Annotated in this window: 16 protein-coding genes and 2 pseudogenes; 12 read left to right on the forward strand and 6 right to left on the reverse strand. The window is 70.4% G+C overall.

Annotated features, from left to right (window positions below):
* Positions 1 to 72 precede the first annotated feature (72 nt).
* The 9 genes and pseudogenes from P0Y41_RS09575 to argF all read left to right on the forward strand — a co-directional run bounded on the left by P0Y41_RS09575 (position 73) and on the right by argF (position 9600).
* The gene (locus P0Y41_RS09575) at positions 73 to 1338 is read left to right on the forward strand and encodes an argininosuccinate synthase (RefSeq protein ID WP_284061130.1); all 1266 of its coding nucleotides are present in this window, start codon (positions 73 to 75) and stop codon (positions 1336 to 1338) included.
* 4 nt (positions 1339 to 1342) lie between these two features.
* A pseudogene (gene argH, locus P0Y41_RS09580) lies at positions 1343 to 2883 on the forward strand (argininosuccinate lyase).
* A 358-nt stretch (positions 2884 to 3241) separates the two neighbouring features.
* Positions 3242 to 3412 (forward strand): lysine biosynthesis protein LysW, encoded by a 171-nt coding sequence (gene lysW / locus P0Y41_RS09585; RefSeq protein WP_284061131.1) that lies wholly within the window; start codon positions 3242 to 3244, stop codon positions 3410 to 3412.
* A 1-nt stretch (position 3413) separates the two neighbouring features.
* On the forward strand, positions 3414 to 4292 hold the full coding sequence (gene lysX / locus P0Y41_RS09590; protein WP_284061132.1) for a lysine biosynthesis protein LysX: 879 nt from the start codon (positions 3414 to 3416) through the stop codon (positions 4290 to 4292).
* The gene (gene argC, locus P0Y41_RS09595; protein WP_284061133.1) at positions 4289 to 5350 is read left to right on the forward strand and encodes an N-acetyl-gamma-glutamyl-phosphate reductase; all 1062 of its coding nucleotides are present in this window, start codon (positions 4289 to 4291) and stop codon (positions 5348 to 5350) included. Before lysX ends, argC begins: the two co-directional genes overlap by 4 nt.
* On the forward strand, positions 5347 to 6285 hold the full coding sequence (locus P0Y41_RS09600; RefSeq protein WP_284061134.1) for an acetylglutamate/acetylaminoadipate kinase: 939 nt from the start codon (positions 5347 to 5349) through the stop codon (positions 6283 to 6285). Before argC ends, P0Y41_RS09600 begins: the two co-directional genes overlap by 4 nt.
* Positions 6282 to 7445: an aspartate aminotransferase family protein gene (locus tag P0Y41_RS09605; protein ID WP_284061135.1), complete on the forward strand. Its 1164-nt coding sequence runs from the start codon at positions 6282 to 6284 to the stop codon at positions 7443 to 7445. The genes P0Y41_RS09600 and P0Y41_RS09605 overlap by 4 nt, the downstream gene beginning before the upstream one ends.
* A 19-nt stretch (positions 7446 to 7464) precedes the next feature.
* Complete coding sequence (locus P0Y41_RS09610) at positions 7465 to 8550, forward strand: [LysW]-lysine hydrolase (RefSeq protein ID WP_284061136.1); 1086 nt, start codon at positions 7465 to 7467, stop codon at positions 8548 to 8550.
* A 111-nt stretch (positions 8551 to 8661) separates the two neighbouring features.
* Positions 8662 to 9600, forward strand: coding sequence for an ornithine carbamoyltransferase (gene argF, locus P0Y41_RS09615; RefSeq protein WP_284061137.1), 939 nt, complete (start codon positions 8662 to 8664; stop codon positions 9598 to 9600).
* A 239-nt stretch (positions 9601 to 9839) separates the two neighbouring features.
* Here argF and P0Y41_RS09620 read toward each other — a convergent pair whose 3' ends face one another.
* On the reverse strand, positions 9840 to 12035 hold the full coding sequence (locus P0Y41_RS09620; RefSeq protein WP_284061138.1) for an ATP-dependent DNA helicase: 2196 nt from the start codon (positions 12033 to 12035) through the stop codon (positions 9840 to 9842).
* Positions 12036 to 12201: 166 nt separating this feature from the next.
* On the opposite strand from P0Y41_RS09620, the gene P0Y41_RS09625 reads away from it, so the two are divergent.
* Positions 12202 to 12675, forward strand: a complete 474-nt coding sequence (locus tag P0Y41_RS09625) for a histidine kinase (protein ID WP_284061139.1) — start codon at positions 12202 to 12204, stop codon at positions 12673 to 12675.
* A gap of 54 nt (positions 12676 to 12729) precedes the next feature.
* Positions 12730 to 13488, forward strand: a complete 759-nt coding sequence (locus P0Y41_RS09630; protein WP_284061140.1) for an Sjogren's syndrome/scleroderma autoantigen 1 family protein — start codon at positions 12730 to 12732, stop codon at positions 13486 to 13488.
* Positions 13489 to 13532: 44 nt separating this feature from the next.
* Here P0Y41_RS09630 and P0Y41_RS09635 read toward each other — a convergent pair whose 3' ends face one another.
* From P0Y41_RS09635 to P0Y41_RS09650, 4 genes and pseudogenes are all read right to left on the reverse strand, one after another.
* Positions 13533 to 16037: a DEAD/DEAH box helicase gene (locus P0Y41_RS09635; protein ID WP_284061141.1), complete on the reverse strand. Its 2505-nt coding sequence runs from the start codon at positions 16035 to 16037 to the stop codon at positions 13533 to 13535.
* Between the two features lie 336 nt (positions 16038 to 16373).
* Complete coding sequence (locus P0Y41_RS09640) at positions 16374 to 16742, reverse strand: lycopene cyclase domain-containing protein (protein ID WP_284061142.1); 369 nt, start codon at positions 16740 to 16742, stop codon at positions 16374 to 16376.
* A 263-nt stretch (positions 16743 to 17005) separates the two neighbouring features.
* Positions 17006 to 17476: pseudogene (locus P0Y41_RS17825) on the reverse strand (lycopene cyclase domain-containing protein); the annotation flags it as partial.
* Positions 17422 to 17664, reverse strand: coding sequence for a ferredoxin (locus P0Y41_RS09650; protein ID WP_284061143.1), 243 nt, complete (start codon positions 17662 to 17664; stop codon positions 17422 to 17424). The pseudogene P0Y41_RS17825 and the gene P0Y41_RS09650, both read right to left, overlap by 55 nt.
* A 105-nt stretch (positions 17665 to 17769) precedes the next feature.
* Here P0Y41_RS09650 and rpiA point away from each other — a divergent pair, with 105 nt between their 5' ends.
* The gene (rpiA, locus tag P0Y41_RS09655) at positions 17770 to 18465 is read left to right on the forward strand and encodes a ribose-5-phosphate isomerase RpiA (protein WP_284061144.1); all 696 of its coding nucleotides are present in this window, start codon (positions 17770 to 17772) and stop codon (positions 18463 to 18465) included.
* A gap of 130 nt (positions 18466 to 18595) precedes the next feature.
* Here the strand turns inward: rpiA and P0Y41_RS09660 are convergent, their stop codons facing one another.
* The gene (locus P0Y41_RS09660) at positions 18596 to 18763 is read right to left on the reverse strand and encodes a DUF1931 domain-containing protein (protein ID WP_073308856.1); all 168 of its coding nucleotides are present in this window, start codon (positions 18761 to 18763) and stop codon (positions 18596 to 18598) included.
* Positions 18764 to 18882: the final 119 nt, after the last annotated feature.

Here is an 18882-nt window from a genome sequence, read left to right on the forward strand (position 1 = left end):
CGTGCAGTCCGCGATTAATTTTCACAGACAGCAAACGCCGAATTTATGAGTGTCGGCGTTCGAGCGTGGAGTATGACAAAGCGCGTTGCACTCGCATTCAGCGGCGGACTCGACACGACCGTCTGCGTCCCACTCCTCGAGGAGGAGTACGGCTACGACGAGGTCGTCGGCGTCACCGTCGACGTGGGCCAGCCCGCCGAGGAGTTCGACGAGGCCGAGGAGACCGCCGAGGCGCTCGATCTGGAACACTACGTCGTCGACGCGAAGACCGAGTTCGCGGAGCTGTGTTTCGACTCCGTGCGCGCGAACGCGACGTATCAGGGCTACCCGCTCGGCACGGCGCTCGCGCGCCCGGTGATCGCGGAGGCCATTTTGCGGGTCGCCGAGGAGCACGACTGCGACGCCCTCGCACACGGCTGCACGGGCAAGGGGAACGACCAACTTCGCTTCGAGACCGTCTGGCGCGCCTCCGACAAGGAGGTCATCGCGCCCGTCCGCGAGCTCGGCCTCACGCGCGAGTGGGAGATCGAGTACGCAGACGAGAAGGACCTGCCCGTCGAGGGCGGCAACGAGGGGGCGTGGTCGATCGACACGAACCTCTGGTCGCGCTCGGTCGAGGGCGACGACCTCGAGGACCCCACCTACGTCCCGCCGGAGGACATCTACGACTGGACGACGACGCCCGGCGACGCGGAGGGCGAAGAGCTGGTCGAGGTCGGCTTCGAGATGGGCTACCCCGTGACGCTGAACGGTGAGGCGGTCGATTCGGTCTCGCTCATCGAGGAACTGAACGACCTCGCCGGTCAGTACGGCGTCGGCCGCACGGACATGATGGAAGACCGCATGCTCGGGCTGAAAGTGCGCGAGAACTACGAGCACCCCGCGGCGACCGTCCTCTTGACGGCACACGAGGCCCTCGAACAGCTCGTGTTCACCAAGGCCGAGCGCGACTTCAAGCAGCAGATCGACGACCAGTGGGCCCAGCAAGGGTACAAAGGGCTCGTCGACTCACCGCTCGTCAACTCCCTGGAGGGGTACCTTGACGCGGGCCAAGAGAAGGTCACCGGGACGGTCACCGTCAAGCTGCAGGGCGGGCAGTGCCGCCCCGTCGCCCGCGACTCCGAGTACGGCGTCTACTCCGAGTCGGCGGCGTCGTTCAACACGGAGACGGTCGACGGCATCGAGCAGGCCGACGCGACGGGCGTCGCGAAGTACCACGGCTTCCAAGAGCGCCTCGCGAACCGCGTGCTGGAGAACGTGAAGACCGGCGAGGACGGCGAGGAGGACGACGAGGGGGAGAAGCTGAAAGCCGACGGCGGCGAACCCACCGAGGAGTAACGCCGTGAGCGACGATCCGACGGACGCCGACGCTCAGCCAACCGCCGGCGACGCGACCGGCAGCGACGCGGACGGCGAGGCGGGATCCGCCGAGACCGTCGTCCGCCGCGACCGGTTCGCCGGGGGCCCCGCCCGCGGCTTCATGTCGAGCCTCGCGGCCGACGAGCGCATCTTCGCCGCCGACCTCGCGGTCGACCGCGCGCACACGGTGATGCTCGCGGAGCAGGGGATCGTCGGCGACGGCGAGGCCGCCGAGATCCTCTCGGGCCTCGACGCCGTCGAGGCCGCCGGCCACGCCGCACTCCCCGACGGCGAAGACGTCCACGAGGCCATCGAGTCGGGGGTCGTCGCCCAGGTCGGCGACGTCGGCGGGAAGATGCACACGGCTCGCTCGCGCAACGACGAAGTCGCCGCCTGCATCCGCTACCGGTATCGCGCGGACCTGCTCGATGCGGCCGAGGCGACCCTCGCGCTCCGGGAGGCACTGCTGGAGACGGCGGCCGAGCACGCCGACACGGTGATGCCCGGGTTCACCCACCGGCAGTACGCCCAGCCGACGACGGTCGGGCACTTCCTGTCCTCGTACGCGGGCGCGGTCGAGCGCGACACCGCGCGCCTGCTTTCGGCGTTCGACCGGACGAACGAGTCGCCGCTGGGCGGCGCCGCCTTCGCGGGTACCACCTTCGACGTGGACCGCGAGCGCACCGCAGCGCTGCTCGGGTTCGACGGCCTCGTCGAGAACTCCACCGACGCCGCCTCCGCGCGCGACTTCCTCGTCGAGGGAACCGCCGCGCTCGCGAACCTGACGGCGACGCTGTCGGGACTCGCCGCGGACCTGATCGAGCACGCGAAGGACGGCTACTTCCTCCCCTCCGACGACTACGCGTCCACGTCGTCGATCATGCCCCAGAAGGTGAACCCCGATACCCTGGAGTTGGCCCGCGCCGTCGCCGGGGACGTGTCCGGCGATCTGAATGGCCTGTTGACGACGCTGAAGGGGCTGCCGCGCGCGTACAACCGCGACCTCCAGCGCGCGACGCCCCACGCGTGGGACGCCGTCGACGACGCGACCGAGGCGACCGAGGTCGTCGCCGGCGCGGTCGCGACGGGGGAGTGGGACGCCGAGGCGTGCGCCGCCGACGCCGGCGCGGGCTTCTCGACGGCGACGGGCGTCGCCGACGCGCAGCGGCCGCCGGGGTCCCGTTCCGCACGGCCCACGAGGTCGTCGCCGACGCCGCCGCGACCGCACCCGACGACGCCGACCCGGAGACGCTCGCTGCAAATCTTGACGCGGCCGCGGAAGACGTACTTGGGGAGTCCCTGTACGAGTACGTGAGCCGCGAGGACATCGACGCCGCGCTCGACCCCGCCGGGAGCGTCGCCTCCCGCGCGTCGCGCGGCGGCCCGGCCCCCGACGCCGTGACCACGTCCCTCGCGCGCATGTCCGAGACGCACGGCGACCACGAAGCCGAACTCGCGGCCCGCCGCGACGCGCTCGCGGTCGCCGAAACGAACTTGACCGAGGCCGTCGACGGCTACGCCTGAGCACGACACCGCGACTATGACCGACCACCGACGACTCCGACCGCTCGCCCGACCGCGAGCGGCCGCTCCGTCGGTCGGTCGACTCCCGCGGCGGTCGCGACGACCGCACCGGCGACGACCGCGAGGGGCCGTTCGACCGCGACCGGCGCCGCGTCCGGTCCCGGCCGCCGCCCCGCGCCCGCCGGCGGCGGTGGCCCCGCCGGCCCCCTCGGGGCCTACACCACTCAGATTTCGAACATCGGATTCGAGATCCGCGCCGACCCGCCCGAAATCGCCGCGTAGCGACGTCTCTGGCATTAATTTTCGCTGACAGGATCGACGGATTAAAGGTGTCTTCCCGGATAGTGTGGAGTACACCATGACCGAGTCCGAATGCGTCGAGTGCGGGGGAACGGTGACCCTGCACGACGACCTGGAGATCGGAGAGATCGTCGACTGTGAAACGTGCGGCGCCGAGCTGGAGGTCGTTGACGTCTCCCCGCCGGTCCTCGATCGAGCCCCGGAGCTCGAAGAGGACTGGGGGGAGTAAGATGAAGATCGGCCTGCTCTACTCCCGGATCCGAAAAGACGAGAAGCTCCTCCTCTCAGAGCTTCGCGAGCGCGACCACGAGGTCGCGAAGATCGACGTGCGCAAGCAGCGGTTCGGCCTGACCGAGACGACCGCCGAGATCGCCGACTGCGATGTGGTGATCGACCGCTGTCTCGCCACGTCGCGGTCGTTGTACGCGACGCGGTTCCTGTCGGCGTACGGCGTGCCGGTGATCAACAGTCCCGAGACCGCCGCGGTCTGCGCGGACAAGGTGAAAAACAGCCTCGCGCTGGAGGCGGCGGGCGTGCCGACGCCGGCGACCGAGGTCGCGTTCACGACGGAGGCCGCGATGGAGGCCATCGAGGACTTCGGCTACCCGTGCGTGATCAAGCCGGTCGTCGGCTCGTGGGGCAGGCTGATGGCGAAGATCGACTCCGAGAACGCCGCCGAGGCGATTCTGGAGCACAAGGCGACGCTCGGCCACTACGAGCACAAGGTGTTCTACGTGCAGGAGTACGTCGACAAGCCCGGCCGCGACATCCGCGTGCTGGCCTGCGACGGCGAGCCCGTCGCCGCGATGACGCGCTCCTCCGAGCACTGGCTCACGAACGCCGCGAAGGGCGGCCAGACGGCCGACTTCGAGCTCGACGACGAGGCGAAGGACCTCGTGGCGACCGCGAGCGACGCGGTCGGTGGCGGCCTGCTCGGCGTCGATCTGATGGAGACGAAGGACGGCGAGTACACCGTCCACGAGGTGAACCACACGGTCGAGTTCAAGGCGCTGAACGAGGCGAGCGAGGTCGACGTGCCCGCGGCGGTCGTCGACTGGCTCGAACTGAAAGCGGAGGTCGCGGCTGACGAGGCCGTGATGACGGCATGAACGGCGGCGACGAGCGCGGTGAGCAGCTCACCGTCGCCGTGGTCGGCGCCTCCGGCTTCGCGGGCGGCGAACTGTGCCGCCTGTTGACCGGCCACCCGAACTTCGAACTCGTCCAGGCGACGAGCCGCGAGTACGAGAACAAGACGCTCGGGTACGTTCACCCGAACCTCCGCGGGGTCGACGTGCGCTTCTCCTCGCCGGAGGAGTTGGAGTCGGTGGACGTGCTGTTCGCCTCCACGCCCCACGGCGTCTCGATGGAGCACATCGACGCCTTCCGCGACGCCGCGGGCACCGTGGTCGACCTCTCGGCGGACTTCCGGCTGAACGAGGAAGCCGACTACGACGAGTGGTACGACGGACACGTCGCGCCCGAACACCTCGCGGACGCGGCGTACGCGCTCCCCGAGTTGGGTCGCGAGAAGCTCGAAGGCGCGGATCTCATCGCCTCCGGCGGCTGCAACGCGACGGCGACGATGCTGGCGCTGAAACCCTTGGTCGACGGCGGGGTTATCACGCCCGACGACCAGGTCGTCGCCGATCTAAAGGTCGGCTCCTCGGAGGGCGGTGCCGGCGGCGGCGCCGCCTCCAGCCACCCGGAGCGCTCGGGCGTCGTGCGCCCGTACGCGCCGACGGGCCACCGCCACGAGGCGGAGATCCGGCAGGAGCTGGGACTGTCGCTGTCGTTCACCGTCCACGCGGTCGACATGACCCGCGGCGCCGCGGCGACGTGCCACGCGTTCCCGAGCGAGCGCGTCACCACGGGCGACCTGTGGGACGCCTACCGGGAGGCGTACGACGACGAGCCGTTCGTCCGCCTCGTCGCGGGCGGCGGCGGCGTGTACCGCTACCCCGAGCCGAAGGCCGTGGCCGGGACGAACTACGCCGAGGTCGGCTTCGAGCTCGACCCCGAGAACGGCCGCGTGGTCGCCTTCTCGGCCATCGACAACGTGATGAAGGGCGCGGCGGGGCAGGCGGTCCACGCCGCCAACGTCGCGCTCGGGCTCGAGGAGACGGCCGGTCTGGAGTTCCAGGGGCTCCACCCCGTGGGATCGCCGTGACCGGCTTCGGATCGACGCCGCTGACCGACGGCTCCGGCGAGGTTCCCCCGGTGGTCGTGAAGCTGGGCGGCGCGCGCGCGGTCGACCCCGCGGGCGCCGTCGGCGACGTGGCCCACCTCGTCGCCAACGGACGCGACGTGGTCGTCGTCCACGGCGGCTCGACCGCCGTCGACGACCTGCTCGAGCGCCTCGGGATCGACTCGGAGTACGTCGAGACGCCCTCGGGCGTCACCGGCCGCTTCACCGACGAGGAGACGATGGAGGCGTTCACCATGGCGATGGCCGGACAGGTGAACACCGACCTCGTCACCGCGATGAAGAACGCGGGGGTCGATGCGGTCGGCCTCTCGGGCGTCGACGGCGGCCTGTTGACCGGACCGCGTAAGTCCGCGGTTCGCGTCGTCGAGGACGGCAAGAAGAAGATCAAACGCGGCGACCACTCGGGTACGCCGAAGGAGGTGAACGCCGACCTCCTGTCCACCCTGCTTGCGGGCGGCTACACGCCCGTCGTCTCCCCGCCGATGTTCGGCATGGAGTCCGAGAGCGAGGGGACGCCGGTCAACACCGACGCCGACCGCGCGGCCGCGGCGGTCGCGGGCGCGCTCGGCGCCGAACTGGTCGTCCTGACGGACGTGTCGGGGGTGTACGCCGACCCGGACGACCCCGATACCCTGATCGAGTCGGTGGCGACCGGCGAGGAGTACGACGCGCTGACCGACGCCGCCGAGGGGTTCATGACCCGGAAGGTGATGGCGGCGACCGAGGCGCTCGAATCGGGCGCGACGGCGGTCACCGTCGCCGACGCGAACGTTCGCGACCCCATCGTCGCCGCGCTCGACGGCGCGGGGACGCGCATCGAGCGCCCGGCAGTTGTCGACGATCCGGCGGACGCCGCTCCCGACGCCGACGCGGTCGACGCGGAGGTGGACGGATGAGCACCTTCGAGGACCTGAGCGACGCGGGCGAGGGGTTCGTCTTCTCCGAGAAACCGATCCAGATCGAGTCCGGCGAGGGCGTCCACCTCACCGCCAGCGACGGCACCGAGTACCTCGACTTCGGCGCGAGCTACGCCTGCGCCCCGCTGGGCCACTGTCCGCCCGTCGTCGTCGACGCGGTCCAAGAGCAGGCCGCCGAGCTGCTGTACGTGCAGGCGTCGTACCCCAACAGCGCCCGGACCGAACTGTACGAACGCCTCGGCGCGGTCGCCCCGGGTGACATCTCGAAGGTGTGGCTGTGCAACTCCGGGACGGAGGCGAACGAGGCGGCGATGAAGTTCGCGCGCTCGGCGACCGGGCGAGAGAAGATCGTCGCCACGAAGCGCGGCTTCCACGGCCGGACGCTGGGCGCGCTGGCGATGACGTGGAAGAAGAAGTACCGCGCGCCGTTCGAGCCCGTCGCCGGCGGCGTCGAGTTCGTCGACTACGGCGACGAGGAGGCGCTCGCGGAGGCGGTCGACGACGAGACCGCGGCCGTCTTCCTCGAACCGGTGCAGGGCGAGGGCGGGATCAACCCCGCGGGCGCCGAGTACCTGCAGTCGGCCCGCGACCTGACCGAGGACGCGGGCGCGGCGCTGGTGTTCGACGAGATCCAGACCGGGATGGGTCGCACAGGCGACCTGTGGGCCTGCGAGGGCGTCGGCGTCGAACCGGACATCCTCACCACGGCGAAGGGCATCGCCTCCGGCCTCCCGCTGGGCGCGACGCTGTGTGCCGACTGGATCGCCGACGGCGCCGCCAGCCACGGCTCGACGTTCTCGGGCAATCCGGTCGTCGCCGCCGCGGCCAACGCGACCTTGGACGAACTGGTCGCCAACGACGTGCCCGGCCACGCGGCGATGGTGGGCGAGTACCTCACCACGCAACTGGCGGAGGCCGTCGAGGAACACGACCTCCCCGTGCGCGAGGTGCGCGGCGACGGACTGATGATCGGCATCGAGGTAAAGCGCGGGGCGAACCGCTACCTGCGCGATCTCGCGTTGAACCACCAGATACTGGCGCTGCCGGCGGGGCGTTCCGTCCTCCGCCTCCTCCCGCCGCTGGTGATCAACGAGGGTCACGCCCGCGAGGTCGTCGACGCGCTGACAGAGGTGCTGTGAGCATGGCGGGGACCGAGTGATGGCCGTTCAGAACCCAGTGGACCCGACGGAGGCGCTCGACACCGAGGGTCGCCAGCTGCTGTACGACCTGGTGTCGACCCCTTCGGTCTCGGGCGAGGAGGCCGACGCCGCGGCCGTCCTCGTCGAGTTCTTCGAGGAACACGGCCGCGAGGCGTACACCGACGAGGTCGGGAACGTCCGCGCGCCGGGCGACGACGCGCTGTTGCTCACGTCGCACGTCGACACCGTCCCGGGCGACATCCCCGTCGAGATCGCCGCCGACGACGACGAGTTGGACGCCGACGGCCCCGTGCTGTGGGGCCGCGGCAGCGTCGACGCCACGGGGCCGCTGGCGACGATGGCGATCGCGGCCGTCGAGACCGGCGTCTCCTTCGTCGGCGTGACCGGCGAGGAGACGGATTCGCGCGGCGCGCGCCACCTCGTCGAGACGCGCGACGCGCCCGAGGCCGTGATCAACGGCGAGCCGTCGGGGTGGGATGCCGTCACCCTCGGCTACCGCGGGCTCATCTCCGGGACGTACGTCGCGACCAGCGAGTCGGGCCACACCTCCCGGCCAGACCCCAACGCGGTCCAGCACGCGATGCACTGGTGGCAGCGCGTCGAGGACGCGTTCGACTACTACGACTACGGCGCCGTCTTCGAGCAGGTGACGACCAAGCCCGTCGCTGTCGAGGGAGGCCTCTCCGACGACGGCCTCTCGATGGAGGCGACGATGGACGTGCAGTTCCGCGTGCCGCCGTCGCTGACGCCCGAAGACGTGCGCGAGCGCGCCGACGCAGAACTCGACGTCGGGACCGTCCACTGGAACGAGCCGATCCCGCCCGTGATGGGCAGTCCCAGGGGGGCCGTCGCGACCGCCCTCCGCGGCGGCATCCGCCGCGCGGGCGGCGACCCTCGGCTGCTGCGCAAGACCGGCACCGCAGACGTGAACATCTTCGCCGGCGCGTGGGACGCGCCGATGGCGACGTACGGCCCCGGCGACTCCGCGCTGGACCACGCGCCCGACGAGCGTCTGCCGCTGGACGACTTCGACCGCGCCGTCGAGGTACTGACCGACGCCTCGCGACGATTGGCTGACGACTGACGCACGGCGGACCCGGCGCTCCCACGTCGCCCGCCTCCGTTCTCACGTCGCTCCACACTGTCACACTACACCCCACTGACACGCCCAGACACCCCACGACCCACGATCACGATGAGCACTCACACGACATCGACGACGACCGACGACGACACCGAGGAGTTCCCGAGCGACTTCCTCGACATCGACGACCTGACCACCGACCAGCTCGCGCGGGTGCTCGCTCGCGCCTCCGACCTGAAGGCCGGCAAAGACCTGACGCAACTGCCGCGGACGACGCTCGCGATGCTGTTCGAGAAGCCGTCGACCAGAACGCGCGCGAGTTTCGAGACGGGGATGACCCAACTCGGCGGCCACGCGATGTTTCTCGGCCCCGACGCGATCCAGCTCGGGCACGGCGAGCCGCTGAAGGACACCGCACGCGCGCTCGGCGGCTACGCCGATGCGATCATGGTTCGGACGTTCGCCCACGAGAACGCCGAGATCCTCGCGGAGTACGCCGGCGTTCCGGTTATCAACGGACTCACCGACGACGCCCACCCCTGCCAGACGCTGGCCGATCTGCTCACGATTCGCGAGGAGGTCGGCGACCTCTCGGAGGTACAGGCGGCGTGGGTCGGCGACGGCAACAACGTCGGGCGGTCGTTCGCCGTCGGCGCCGCGCTCGCCGGGCTGGATCTCACGGTCGCGACGCCCGACGGCTACGGGCTCGGTGACGACGTGTACGAGCGCTGTGCGGAGTTGGGTACCGAACCCACAGCGGTCGACACCCCCGAAGCGGCCGTCGCCGACGCGGACGTCGTCTACACCGACGTGTGGGTGAGTATGGGCGAGGAGGATCGGCGCGAGGTGAAACTCCCCGACTTCGAGGGCTACCAAGTGAACGAGGGGTTGCTCGCCGACACCGACGCCGCGTTCATGCACTGCCTGCCCGCCCATCGCGGGGAGGAAGTAACCGACGCCGTGCTGGAGTCGGAGCGCTCGCTCGTCTGGGAGCAGGCGGAGAACCGGATGCACGCCCAGAAGGGGCTGTTGGTGGAGCTGTTGGAGTAGTCGGCGCGAGCGGAGCGAGGTCGACCAGCGGGAGGCCTCGTGTCGAACGGCGAACGGAGTGAGCCGTGAGCGAAGCGAGCGTTTTTGTCATCGACGGGTTTTGGCGGAGTTCGACGAGCGAGCGGAGCGAGCGAGGAGGACTCCGTGAAAAGCGGTCGTGGTTCAGGCGGAGAACCGGATGCACGCCCAGAAGGGGCTGTTGGTGGAGCTGTTGGAGTAGTCGGCGCGAGCGACGAGGGTTACGGCTCCGGCGGCGGCCCGTCGTACGCCCCGTGGTCGGTGTAGAAGTTCAGCATCGCGAACTTCAGTTTCTCCGGCAGGATGTCGATCAGCTCCTCGCGCTCCTCGGACGGGAACGCCTCGCGGACGGAGTACTTTCCCATGTCCGCCGAGGTGTAGCGCTTGTCCAACAGCGCGCGCACGCCGAAGTCGTCGGGCGCGCGGATCACCCGGCCGAGCGCCTGCCGTGTCTTCCTGATGGTGGGGATCTCGACGGCGTACTCCCACCCGGCGTCCCGAGAGCGCTCGGCGAACGCGCGGTCGTAGGCGTCCTGTACCGCCTCCATGCGCTCGGAGAGGTGCGGGTACGGCACCCCGACCACCGCGACGGTCCGGGCGTCGTCGCCGTCGAAGCTCACGCCCTCCGCGAGCGTGCCCCACAGCGAGGTGAACAGCGCCGCATTCTCGCTGGCAACGAGCCGTCGCCGCAGCTGCTCAGTGTCCGGCTCCGAGGCGTCGAGCAGCAGCTCCGCGAGGTTCGGGTCGCCCGAGAGGAGTTCGTGGTAGCGCTCGGCCTCGGCGTACGACGGGAAAAACAGGAGGCTGTTGCCGGGCGTGAACCGCACCACCTCCGACAGCGTCGCCGCGATGGTTTCCTGCGTCGCCGGGTCGTCGCGCTCGGCGGCGAACAGCGCGGGCGTCGCCACCGAGAAGGTCCGGCGGTTCTCCTCGGGGTACGCCATCCCGTACGCGAGCGTGGCGGGATCAGAGAGGCCGAGCACGTCCTCGGTCACGTCGAACGGCCGCAGCGTCGCGGACATGAGGACGCTCGCGTACACCTCCTCGAACAGATCCGCGGTCACCTCCCGCGGGATGCAGGTGTACAGTTCCGCGCGGCCGTACACCTCGTCGGTGCCGGCGTCGCGCCGGACGGAGACGACCGGGTGCTGGCCCAACTCCCCGCCGCCGTCCATCCACGCCGAGACGAACCCGGCCGCCTGAAGCGTCTGGCACTCTCGCCGGGTGGTGGTCTCGCCGTCGCGGTACGCCTCCTCGTACTCCTCGTCGAGGCGCTTGCCGAGCTGGAGCGCCAGGTCGCACTCCGCGCGGATGCCCCGACCCTCGTACCGATCGAGAAAGGCGAGCGTCAGGTCGTCGCGGCGGTCGTCGTTCGCGATCGAGAGGTCCTCCCAGTTTTCGTCGACCTGCTCGCGCGCGCCGAACCCCAACTGCTCGTCGTAGGTCGCACGCAGCGCCTCGGCGAACGCCCGGAGGACGTTCTCGGCGGGCTCGGCGCGGGAGTCGTCCGTCTCTTCCAGCTCGTTGAGCGCCGACTCCAGCGTGTTCTCGGTGAGCGTCTTCGAAGCGTGGTCGCGGGCGGCGTCCTCGACGTTGTGCGCCTCGTCGAACACCGTGATTACGTCCTGCGGGTCGCGGTCGAGCCACCGGAAGAACTGCTCTCTGATCTGCGGGTCGAGCAGGTGGTGGTAGTTGCACACCACCAACTCCACGTCCTCCATTCCCTCCTTCAGCAGTTCGTAGCCGCAAAAGCCCCGGTCCCCCGCGTACTCGTACACCTCGTCGGGGGTGCGCACGTCGGCGAACAGCCACGAGAAGAACTCGCCGGTGTCGACGGTGAGGTTCTGCAGGTAGTGGTCGCAGGTGTTCGCCGCCTCGTCGTCGATCTCCTCGTCGAGCCGCTCCAACTCCTCTTGCACGGCCTGTCTGGCCTCGGCGGCGCTTCCCACGTCGCTGCCGGTACTTCCCCCGGCCCCGTCGTCGCGCATCTCGTCGGTGAGGTCGTCCAGCCGCTGCTCTAACTGCTCCTTGTCGGACTGGTCCTCCACGAGCGAGCGGGTCGTGTCACGGAGCGTCTGACACTCTTGGTACTCGACGTCGATGTGACACATTGACGACTTCCCTTTGAACACCGTCGCGCGGATCGGCTCCGTCTCGTTGATCGCGCGGGCGTCCTCGACGAACTGTCGCATCTGCTGGTGGACGTTCGTCGTGATGACCACGGTGCGGTCGTGCTCGCGGGCGTGCTCCAGCGCCGGCACGAGCGCCGAGAGCGTCTTGCCGGTCCCGGGCGCGCCCTCGAACAGGACGTCCTGTCCGCGCTCGAGCGAGTTGGCCACCCGGTCCATCGCCTCCTCCTGGTTCGGGTACGGCTCGTCGTATGGGAAAAAGCGCAGGTGGCCGTCCGTCGTCGACACACCCGCACTACCGTCTCATCGGCTTTGAACCTACGGGTGAGGCGGCACGGGCGCGCGCGGCGCTCGCGGCCGGGGCCTCGACACCGACCACCGAGCCCCGGCGAGCGGACGGGGGCCGTACTGTGCACGTACGGTTATGTCCTGAGCGCGCGAACATCCTCTCGTTATGGCGACACGAACACCCACAGTCACGACGGCGACCGACGAGATCGACACGGTGAACGGCGGCTGGCGCGGCGGCGTCGCGGCGGGCGCGCTCGCGGGCGTCGCGATGGGCGTGGTGTTCTCGCTGTTCGCGCCGGCGGCCCTCGAGGTTGCGATCCCTTCGCTGTACGGCCTCTCTGGCGGTCTCGCAGGCTGGATCGTCCACGTGAGCCACGCCGCGGTCCTCGGCGTGGCGTTCGTCGCGATCGCGAACGCGCTCGGGGCGACCGATCCGACCCGCTCGGCGCTGCTGGGCGCCGGGTACGGCGTCGCGCTCTGGGTGGTCCTCGCGGCGGTGGTGATGCCGGCGTGGCTCGGGGCGGTCGGTTCGCCCGCGACCCCGCCGCTCCCGAACCTCGACACGCTCAGCCTCGCGGCCCACGTCCTGTACGGCGCGGTGCTCGGCGCGGCGCTCCCGTCGCTGCGCGGGCTGTGATCTGCTCGCGACGCCGCCGCTGACTTTTTCGCTCGCGACGACTACCTTCCGGACATGAGCGAACACGCGTCCGACGATACGGTCGACGGCGACGACTCAGGCTTCGACAAGGAGGCCGAACGGGAGAAGCTCCGCGAGAAGTTCGCCCGCGACGACCAGAAGCGCCAGTCAACGCGGCGGATGAGCGAACTCCTCCTCAAGGGGGCGACGATGACTAACGACCACTGTGACGCCTGTGGCTCGCCCATCTTCCGGCAGAACGGCCAGGAGTTCTGCCCCGAGTGCGACGTGGAGGGGTCGAACGACGCGGTCGCGGGCGATGCTCAGACGACCTCGGCCGCGACCGCGGATGCGGGCAGCCCGGGCGCGGGTGCGGACGGTTCGACCGACGCGCGCGCAGTTCGGGACCCGTCGGCTCAAGGGCACGGGCCGTCGGAAACGGAGGACACGAACGCACGCGCTCGCGACCGCGGTGCCGAAACGGACACCGACGCGAGCGCGCGGGCTGACCGGGCCGCCGACCCAACGCCGTCGGCTGACGCGGCCGTCGACGCGACGCCGTCTCGGGACGCCGCTCGGACGCCGTCGGCGGCGACGGCCGACCGATCCCCCGGCGGTCCGTCGCGGACGGGCGACTCGCAGCCGGCGGGCGGGGCTGCCGGCGACGACGTCGCAGCGGCTCGCGACGCGCTCGCAAGCGCGCTCCGGCGTAACGCGGAGGCGGCGGCGGAGTCGTCGGACCCGCGCGTCGCCGCCGATCACCTCGCGGCCGCCCGCGAGGCGGCCGAGGCGCTGGCGGCGCTGCGTCGCTGACGCGGCACGTACTCCCCGCCGGGTAGACGTCCGAGTCCAGCCGGCTACTCCGGGTAGTCGCTGCCGACGACCTCGCGGATCCTGTCGGCGGTCACCTGTCCGACCCCGGACACCTCCAGTAGGTCATCCTCGCGGGCGGTCATCACGCCTTCGACGGTGTCGAAGTGCTCCAGCAGCGCCCGAGCGGTGACGGGGCCGATGTCGGCGATCGACGAGACGACGTACTCCTGTTGCTCCGCGAGCGTCTTGGCGCCCTTCTCGCCGTGGGCGGACACCTCCCGGTCGTTCGTCTCCTGCTCCCGGCGGGCGATCACCTCCAGCAGGTCGGCGGTATCGGCCTCGTCCTCAGTCCGGAGGACGCTCGCGTCGAAGTCGATCGCCAGCGACGACAGCGCGCCCCGGACCGCGTTCGGATGGACGTTGCGCTCGCCGTACAGGTCCTCGCCCTCGATGATCACGACGGGTCGGGCGTACGCGCGGGCGGTGTCTTTCACCTGCTCGAACATCGAGCGGTCGCCGCCGACGAGCGTGTCGAGGAAGTCCGCGACGGACTTGCGCTCGACGGCGACGCGATCGGAGAGCACGTAGTCGCCGACCTCCAGCGTCTCCAGTCGAGTTGTGACCCCCTCGCGGGTGGAGAGGTCGCGCGCGATGGTCGATTCGAGCTCGCGCTGGTCGATGACGATCTCCGTGCCGTTGTCGTCGGTGCCGGCGGTCGCGACGACGCTGTCCTCCGGCTCGGCGTCGGCGCCGTCGCTGTCGTCGGCCCCGTCGCCCGCCGCCTCGTCGGCGCCATCGTCCGCGCCGCCGTCGGCCGTCTCACTGTCGTCGCCGTCGGCCGCCTCGGAATCGAAGTCGGTCAGCCCGGGCTGTGCTCCGTCGCTGGTCGACGCCGCCGCCGGATCAGATTCGGGCGCGGCCGAGGCGCCGGCGTCGGCCTCGTCGCTCGCGTCGGCCTCGAACTCCTCGAGCCCGGCCTGTCCGTCGTCGAGCTCGTCGGTCAGCTCGTCGGCGACGCCTTTCAGCTCGCGCAGTTCGTTCTCCATCTCCTTCTCGCGCCGACGCGAGATCCAGAAGAACGCCTCGTCGCGCGTGTCGTTAGCCAGGAGGACGACCACCGAGCCCTCCGCCTGGCGGCCGGTCCGCCCCTTCCGCTGGATCGAGCGGATCGCGGTGGGGACCGGCTCGAAGAACAGGACGAGGTCGACCTCCGGCACGTCGAGGCCCTCCTCGGCGACGCTGGTGGAGACGAGCACCTCGAACTCGCCGGCGCGGAAGGCGTCTAAGGTCTCCTGTTGCTGTTTCTGCGTCATCCCGTCGGAGCCCTCCTTGTCGCCCTGCCCGACGAACCGCCGGGTGTCGAACGAGGCCGAGAGGAACTCCGTGAGCGCCTCTGCGGTGTCTCTGGACTCGGTGAACACGATGACGCGCTCGCCGCCGCCGATGCCGAGCGTCTGCGCGAGCAGCACTCTCGTCCGGCGGAACTTCGGGTGGAGGTCGTCGAAGCTCTCGGCCCTCCGCATCGCCTCCCGCACCTTGGGCTCGGAGACCATCCGCTGGCTCGCCTTCGAGGCGCCCGACGAGCGCGCGGCGTTGCGCTGGCGCTCGAAGTACCGACGCAACGCCTCGACGCTCTGAGTCTCCACCAGCTCGACGGCGCGCCGGAGCTTCATCACCTCCGCGTGGACGGACATGCCGGTGTACGCGTCGGAGTCGCCGCCGTCCATCATGCGCTGGAGCTCCCCGCGCATCCGGTTGAGGTCCTTCTGGGAGACGTCCGGTTGGGTGGTGTTCGTGACGCCCAACTGCTTCAGACTCTCCAGCCTGTCCGTGATCACCTCGTTGAGCGCGTCGCGAATCTCGACGATCGGCTCCGGCAGGTCGATCCGCTCCCACTGCACGTCGGTGTCGTGGGTGTACTCCGACACGTCGGCGTCGTCCTCGGTCATCACCTCCACCTGGTCGATGCCGAGGTTCTCACAGACGGTCGTGATCTCTTCGCGGTCGCCACCGGGCGAGGCGGACATCCCGGTGACGAGCGGCTCCGCGGCGTCGGCGTGGTACCGTTCGGCGATGTACACGTACGCGTAGTCGCCGCTCGCGCGGTGGCACTCGTCGAACGTCAGGTGGGTCACGTCCGCCAGCGAGATGCGGTTGCCGACGAGGTCGTTCTCGACGACCTGCGGGGTCGCGATGACGATACTGGCGTCCTCCCACAGCGCCGCGCGGTCGTCAGGGCGCACCTCGCCGGTGAACACGACGATCTCCTCGTCGGCGACGTCGAGCGCCTCGCGGTAGAAGTCGGCGTGCTGCTGGACGAGCGGCTTCGTCGGCGCGAGAAACAGGGCCTTCCCCCCGGTTTCGTACAGCCGGTGGGCAGTCACCAACAGCGATACGGTCGTCTTTCCGAGGCCGGTCGGCAGACACACGAGCGTGTGCCCCTCCCGGGCGGTCGCCGCCAGTTCCCTCTGATAGCGCCGGTTCTCGATGAACTCCGGCACCAGTAGCGGGTGCTCGACGTACTCGCCCTCCGCGGCGGCCTCGGCCATCGCTCACACTTGCGCGGCACGCGTGGTAAACCTTCGCGAAGCGTGGCGAACGTGAAATCTGACGCGTCCGGACTCGACCGGTCGATTCAGCGCTCCTCGCGCGGCCGGAACTCGAACCGGCGTTCGTCACACGCCGTTTCGGGCACGGACTCCTCGAGGAGCGCGGCCCACTCCGTGATGTGACAGCGGTCAGGTGCTGGCATCGGTCGAGCCAACACGAGGGTCCGTGATAATCGTTTCTCGCGTTCCCACTCGCTCGGGCGCGGGTGGCCGCTTCATACCGCGCGTCGGCGACGGGGGGTCGCACGCCGCGTCGCGATCGGACGAGCGCCGCGATCAGTCGGCGATCGGCGGCTGATCGGACTCGCTCGCGACCTCGTCGCGCGCGTCGTCACCGTCGCCGACCCGCCCGAGACGGACGACCACGTGGGCGACCACGTGGAACCGGCGTAGCGCCCACTCGAACAGCACGAGCCCGTTGACGACGAGCGCGCTGGTGACCAGGAAGAACACGGCTTCCTCGACGGGCAGGCCGAGGAGGTGGACGCCGGTCGACGTCTCGGCGGCGACGGTCCACACGCCGTCGGCGATGGCGATCCGGTCGACGACCCACAGATACAGGGTCGGGACGCCGACGGCAACGGCCAGCGGTCGGGAGCGACGCAGGAGGAACGCTCCGCCGACGCCCCACTGGAGCGCCAGCACGGGACACGCCCACGCGAGGATCGCGCCGAGATAGAGGAACCGCTCGGGGCCGAAGAAGACGAACCAGCCGCCGACGCCGGCGAGCGCGAGCCAGGCGAGCGCCCCGAGCGCCCGCGGCGCGAGCGCGGTGTCGCCGTCGACGGGCGAGGGGTCGAAGCCGACTCGGTGGAGCCACAGGCCGACCAGCGCCGTCTGGAGCGCGAAAAGAGGTACTCACCGACCGGTGCGACCCACACGCGGGCGAGGACGCGGCCCTCCCCGTACGCCCACGCCCCGCGCTCGATGAGGAGGTTGTCCCACGGCGTCGTGTACGCGAACGCGACGGTCCCCATGAGCACGAGCGCGGCACGGGCCGGCCGCCGACGCCCCGCCGGCAGCGTCGGCCGACGCCACAGCAACAGCGCGAGGACCGGGAGGACGAACACCGCGTGGACGCCGAGGTAGGTGAGCGTCACCGACGATCGCCCCCGAGCGGCGATCGGCCGTGTCGCCGACCGCGCGACCGGCCGCGATGCGGGCCGCCTCCACGACGTGCACGCCGGCGTTGCCGAGCCATACTCGCCGCACGACTCGCCGCGTGATAAGGTCGCGCCCGCGCGAATCACTCCTGAGAGCTGCCGGCGGCGGAGCGACGGGACCGCTCCGTTCGACGCTCCGGACCGGTCTCGATCGGTCCGCGTCAGATCAGCTGTTCGCCGTCGTCGTCGTACAAGCGGATGGCGTCGACCGGGCACGTCCGGGCGGCGAACTTCGCGTCAAGTTCGTCGCCGTCGGGGACCTCCAGCGAGAACACGTCGTCCTCGATTTCGTCTGCGCCGGCGAGCGTCGCCTTCCCGGCGTCCATGTCCTTCTCGAAGGCGTCCCACTCGGCCACGCACTGGAACATCCCGACGCAGACGTCGCGGTCGAACTCGATGTGCATACTCGCGAATGAGTCCGCTTCGTCGTAACGTCTTCGTCCCGCCGCGGCGGCGTCCGGGCGACGCGACGGGGAAGCGTTTTGCGCTCCCCCGCGGACCCACGCCACATGAAGAACACTGCGGGGACGGAGGCGGCGAAGCGGGCGGCCGGGGAGGCGGCCGCCGCCGAGGTAGCCGACGGCGACGTGGTCGGGCTCGGCACGGGGTCGACGGCGGCCCACGCGATCCGCGACCTGGGCGACCGCGCCGCCGCCGGGCTCGATATCGAGGGCGTCGCGACCTCCTACCAGTCACGAGCGCTCGCGCGGGAGGTCGGCGTTCCGCTGTTGTCGCTGTCGGACGTGGCCCGCGTCGATGTCGCCATCGACGGCGCCGACCAGGTCGACCCGGACGCGAACGCGCTCGTGAAGGGCGGCGGCGCCGCCCACGCCCGCGAGAAGGTGGTCGCGTCGGCGGCCGACCGCTTTCTCGTCGTCGCCGACGAGTCGAAGTTCGCCGACCCGCTCGAGTACCCGGTTCCCGTCGAGGTGCTCCCCGACGCGCTCGCCCGCGTCGAACGGGCCGTTCGCGACGCCGACGGCGACCCGGAGCTGCGGGCCGCAGAGCGCAAGGACGGCCCCGTGGTCACCGACAACGGGAACCTCGTCCTCGACTGCGACTTCGGCGCGATCGAGGCCCCGGCGTCGCTCGCGCGGACGCTGTCGGGCGTCGCCGGCGTCGTCGAACACGGGCTGTTCGTCGACGTGGCGGAGACGGTGTTCGTCGGCGACGACGACGGCGACGTGACTCGGACGACGCTGTGATCCTTCCCCGCGTCATTTGCATACCGACACGACTCCCATCCGGACGTGACTCGCGTCCCACGCCGGCGTGACCCGTTCGACGGTGCCGCAGCTACTCAGTCGCTGAAAGAAGTGGAGGAAGGGAACCTGCTTACAGGTCGCGCGGCTGGACCGTCTTCCGGTCGTTCTCCTCGGCACGCCGAGCGGCGTCCTCGAGCAGCTCCTCGACTTCCCCGTCGAGCGCGTCGTAGAAATCGGACGCGACGTTCTTCTCCTCGAGGTACTCCTTGACGGCTGCCTTGACGATGAGGTCTGCCATGCAATCTGGTTTTCCAGACGCCTCCTTATAAGATTTCCCAAGTCATCCCGCGAGGAGGGGGTCCTCGCGGCCGTTCGCGGGGGTTTCCGGCTGTGACTTTATATACCTTCGTCGGTCGG

This window comes from Halobaculum halobium, assembly GCF_030127145.1.
Taxonomy (GTDB): Archaea; Halobacteriota; Halobacteria; order Halobacteriales; family Haloferacaceae; genus Halobaculum; species Halobaculum halobium.

Coding starts and splice junctions, on each gene's coding strand:
- P0Y41_RS09650 (WP_284061143.1), bottom strand. CDS start 17,664: ATGCACATCGAGTTCGACCGCGACGTCTGCGTCGGGATGTTCCAGTGC.
- lysW (WP_284061131.1), top strand. CDS start 3,242: ATGACCGAGTCCGAATGCGTCGAGTGCGGGGGAACGGTGACCCTGCAC.
- argF (WP_284061137.1), top strand. CDS start 8,662: ATGAGCACTCACACGACATCGACGACGACCGACGACGACACCGAGGAG.
- P0Y41_RS09635 (WP_284061141.1), bottom strand. CDS start 16,037: ATGGCCGAGGCCGCCGCGGAGGGCGAGTACGTCGAGCACCCGCTACTG.
- argC (WP_284061133.1), top strand. CDS start 4,289: ATGAACGGCGGCGACGAGCGCGGTGAGCAGCTCACCGTCGCCGTGGTC.
- P0Y41_RS09605 (WP_284061135.1), top strand. CDS start 6,282: ATGAGCACCTTCGAGGACCTGAGCGACGCGGGCGAGGGGTTCGTCTTC.
- lysX (WP_284061132.1), top strand. CDS start 3,414: ATGAAGATCGGCCTGCTCTACTCCCGGATCCGAAAAGACGAGAAGCTC.
- P0Y41_RS09660 (WP_073308856.1), bottom strand. CDS start 18,763: ATGGCAGACCTCATCGTCAAGGCAGCCGTCAAGGAGTACCTCGAGGAG.
- P0Y41_RS09630 (WP_284061140.1), top strand. CDS start 12,730: ATGAGCGAACACGCGTCCGACGATACGGTCGACGGCGACGACTCAGGC.
- P0Y41_RS09575 (WP_284061130.1), top strand. CDS start 73: ATGACAAAGCGCGTTGCACTCGCATTCAGCGGCGGACTCGACACGACC.
- rpiA (WP_284061144.1), top strand. CDS start 17,770: ATGAAGAACACTGCGGGGACGGAGGCGGCGAAGCGGGCGGCCGGGGAG.
- P0Y41_RS09625 (WP_284061139.1), top strand. CDS start 12,202: ATGGCGACACGAACACCCACAGTCACGACGGCGACCGACGAGATCGAC.
- P0Y41_RS09610 (WP_284061136.1), top strand. CDS start 7,465: ATGGCCGTTCAGAACCCAGTGGACCCGACGGAGGCGCTCGACACCGAG.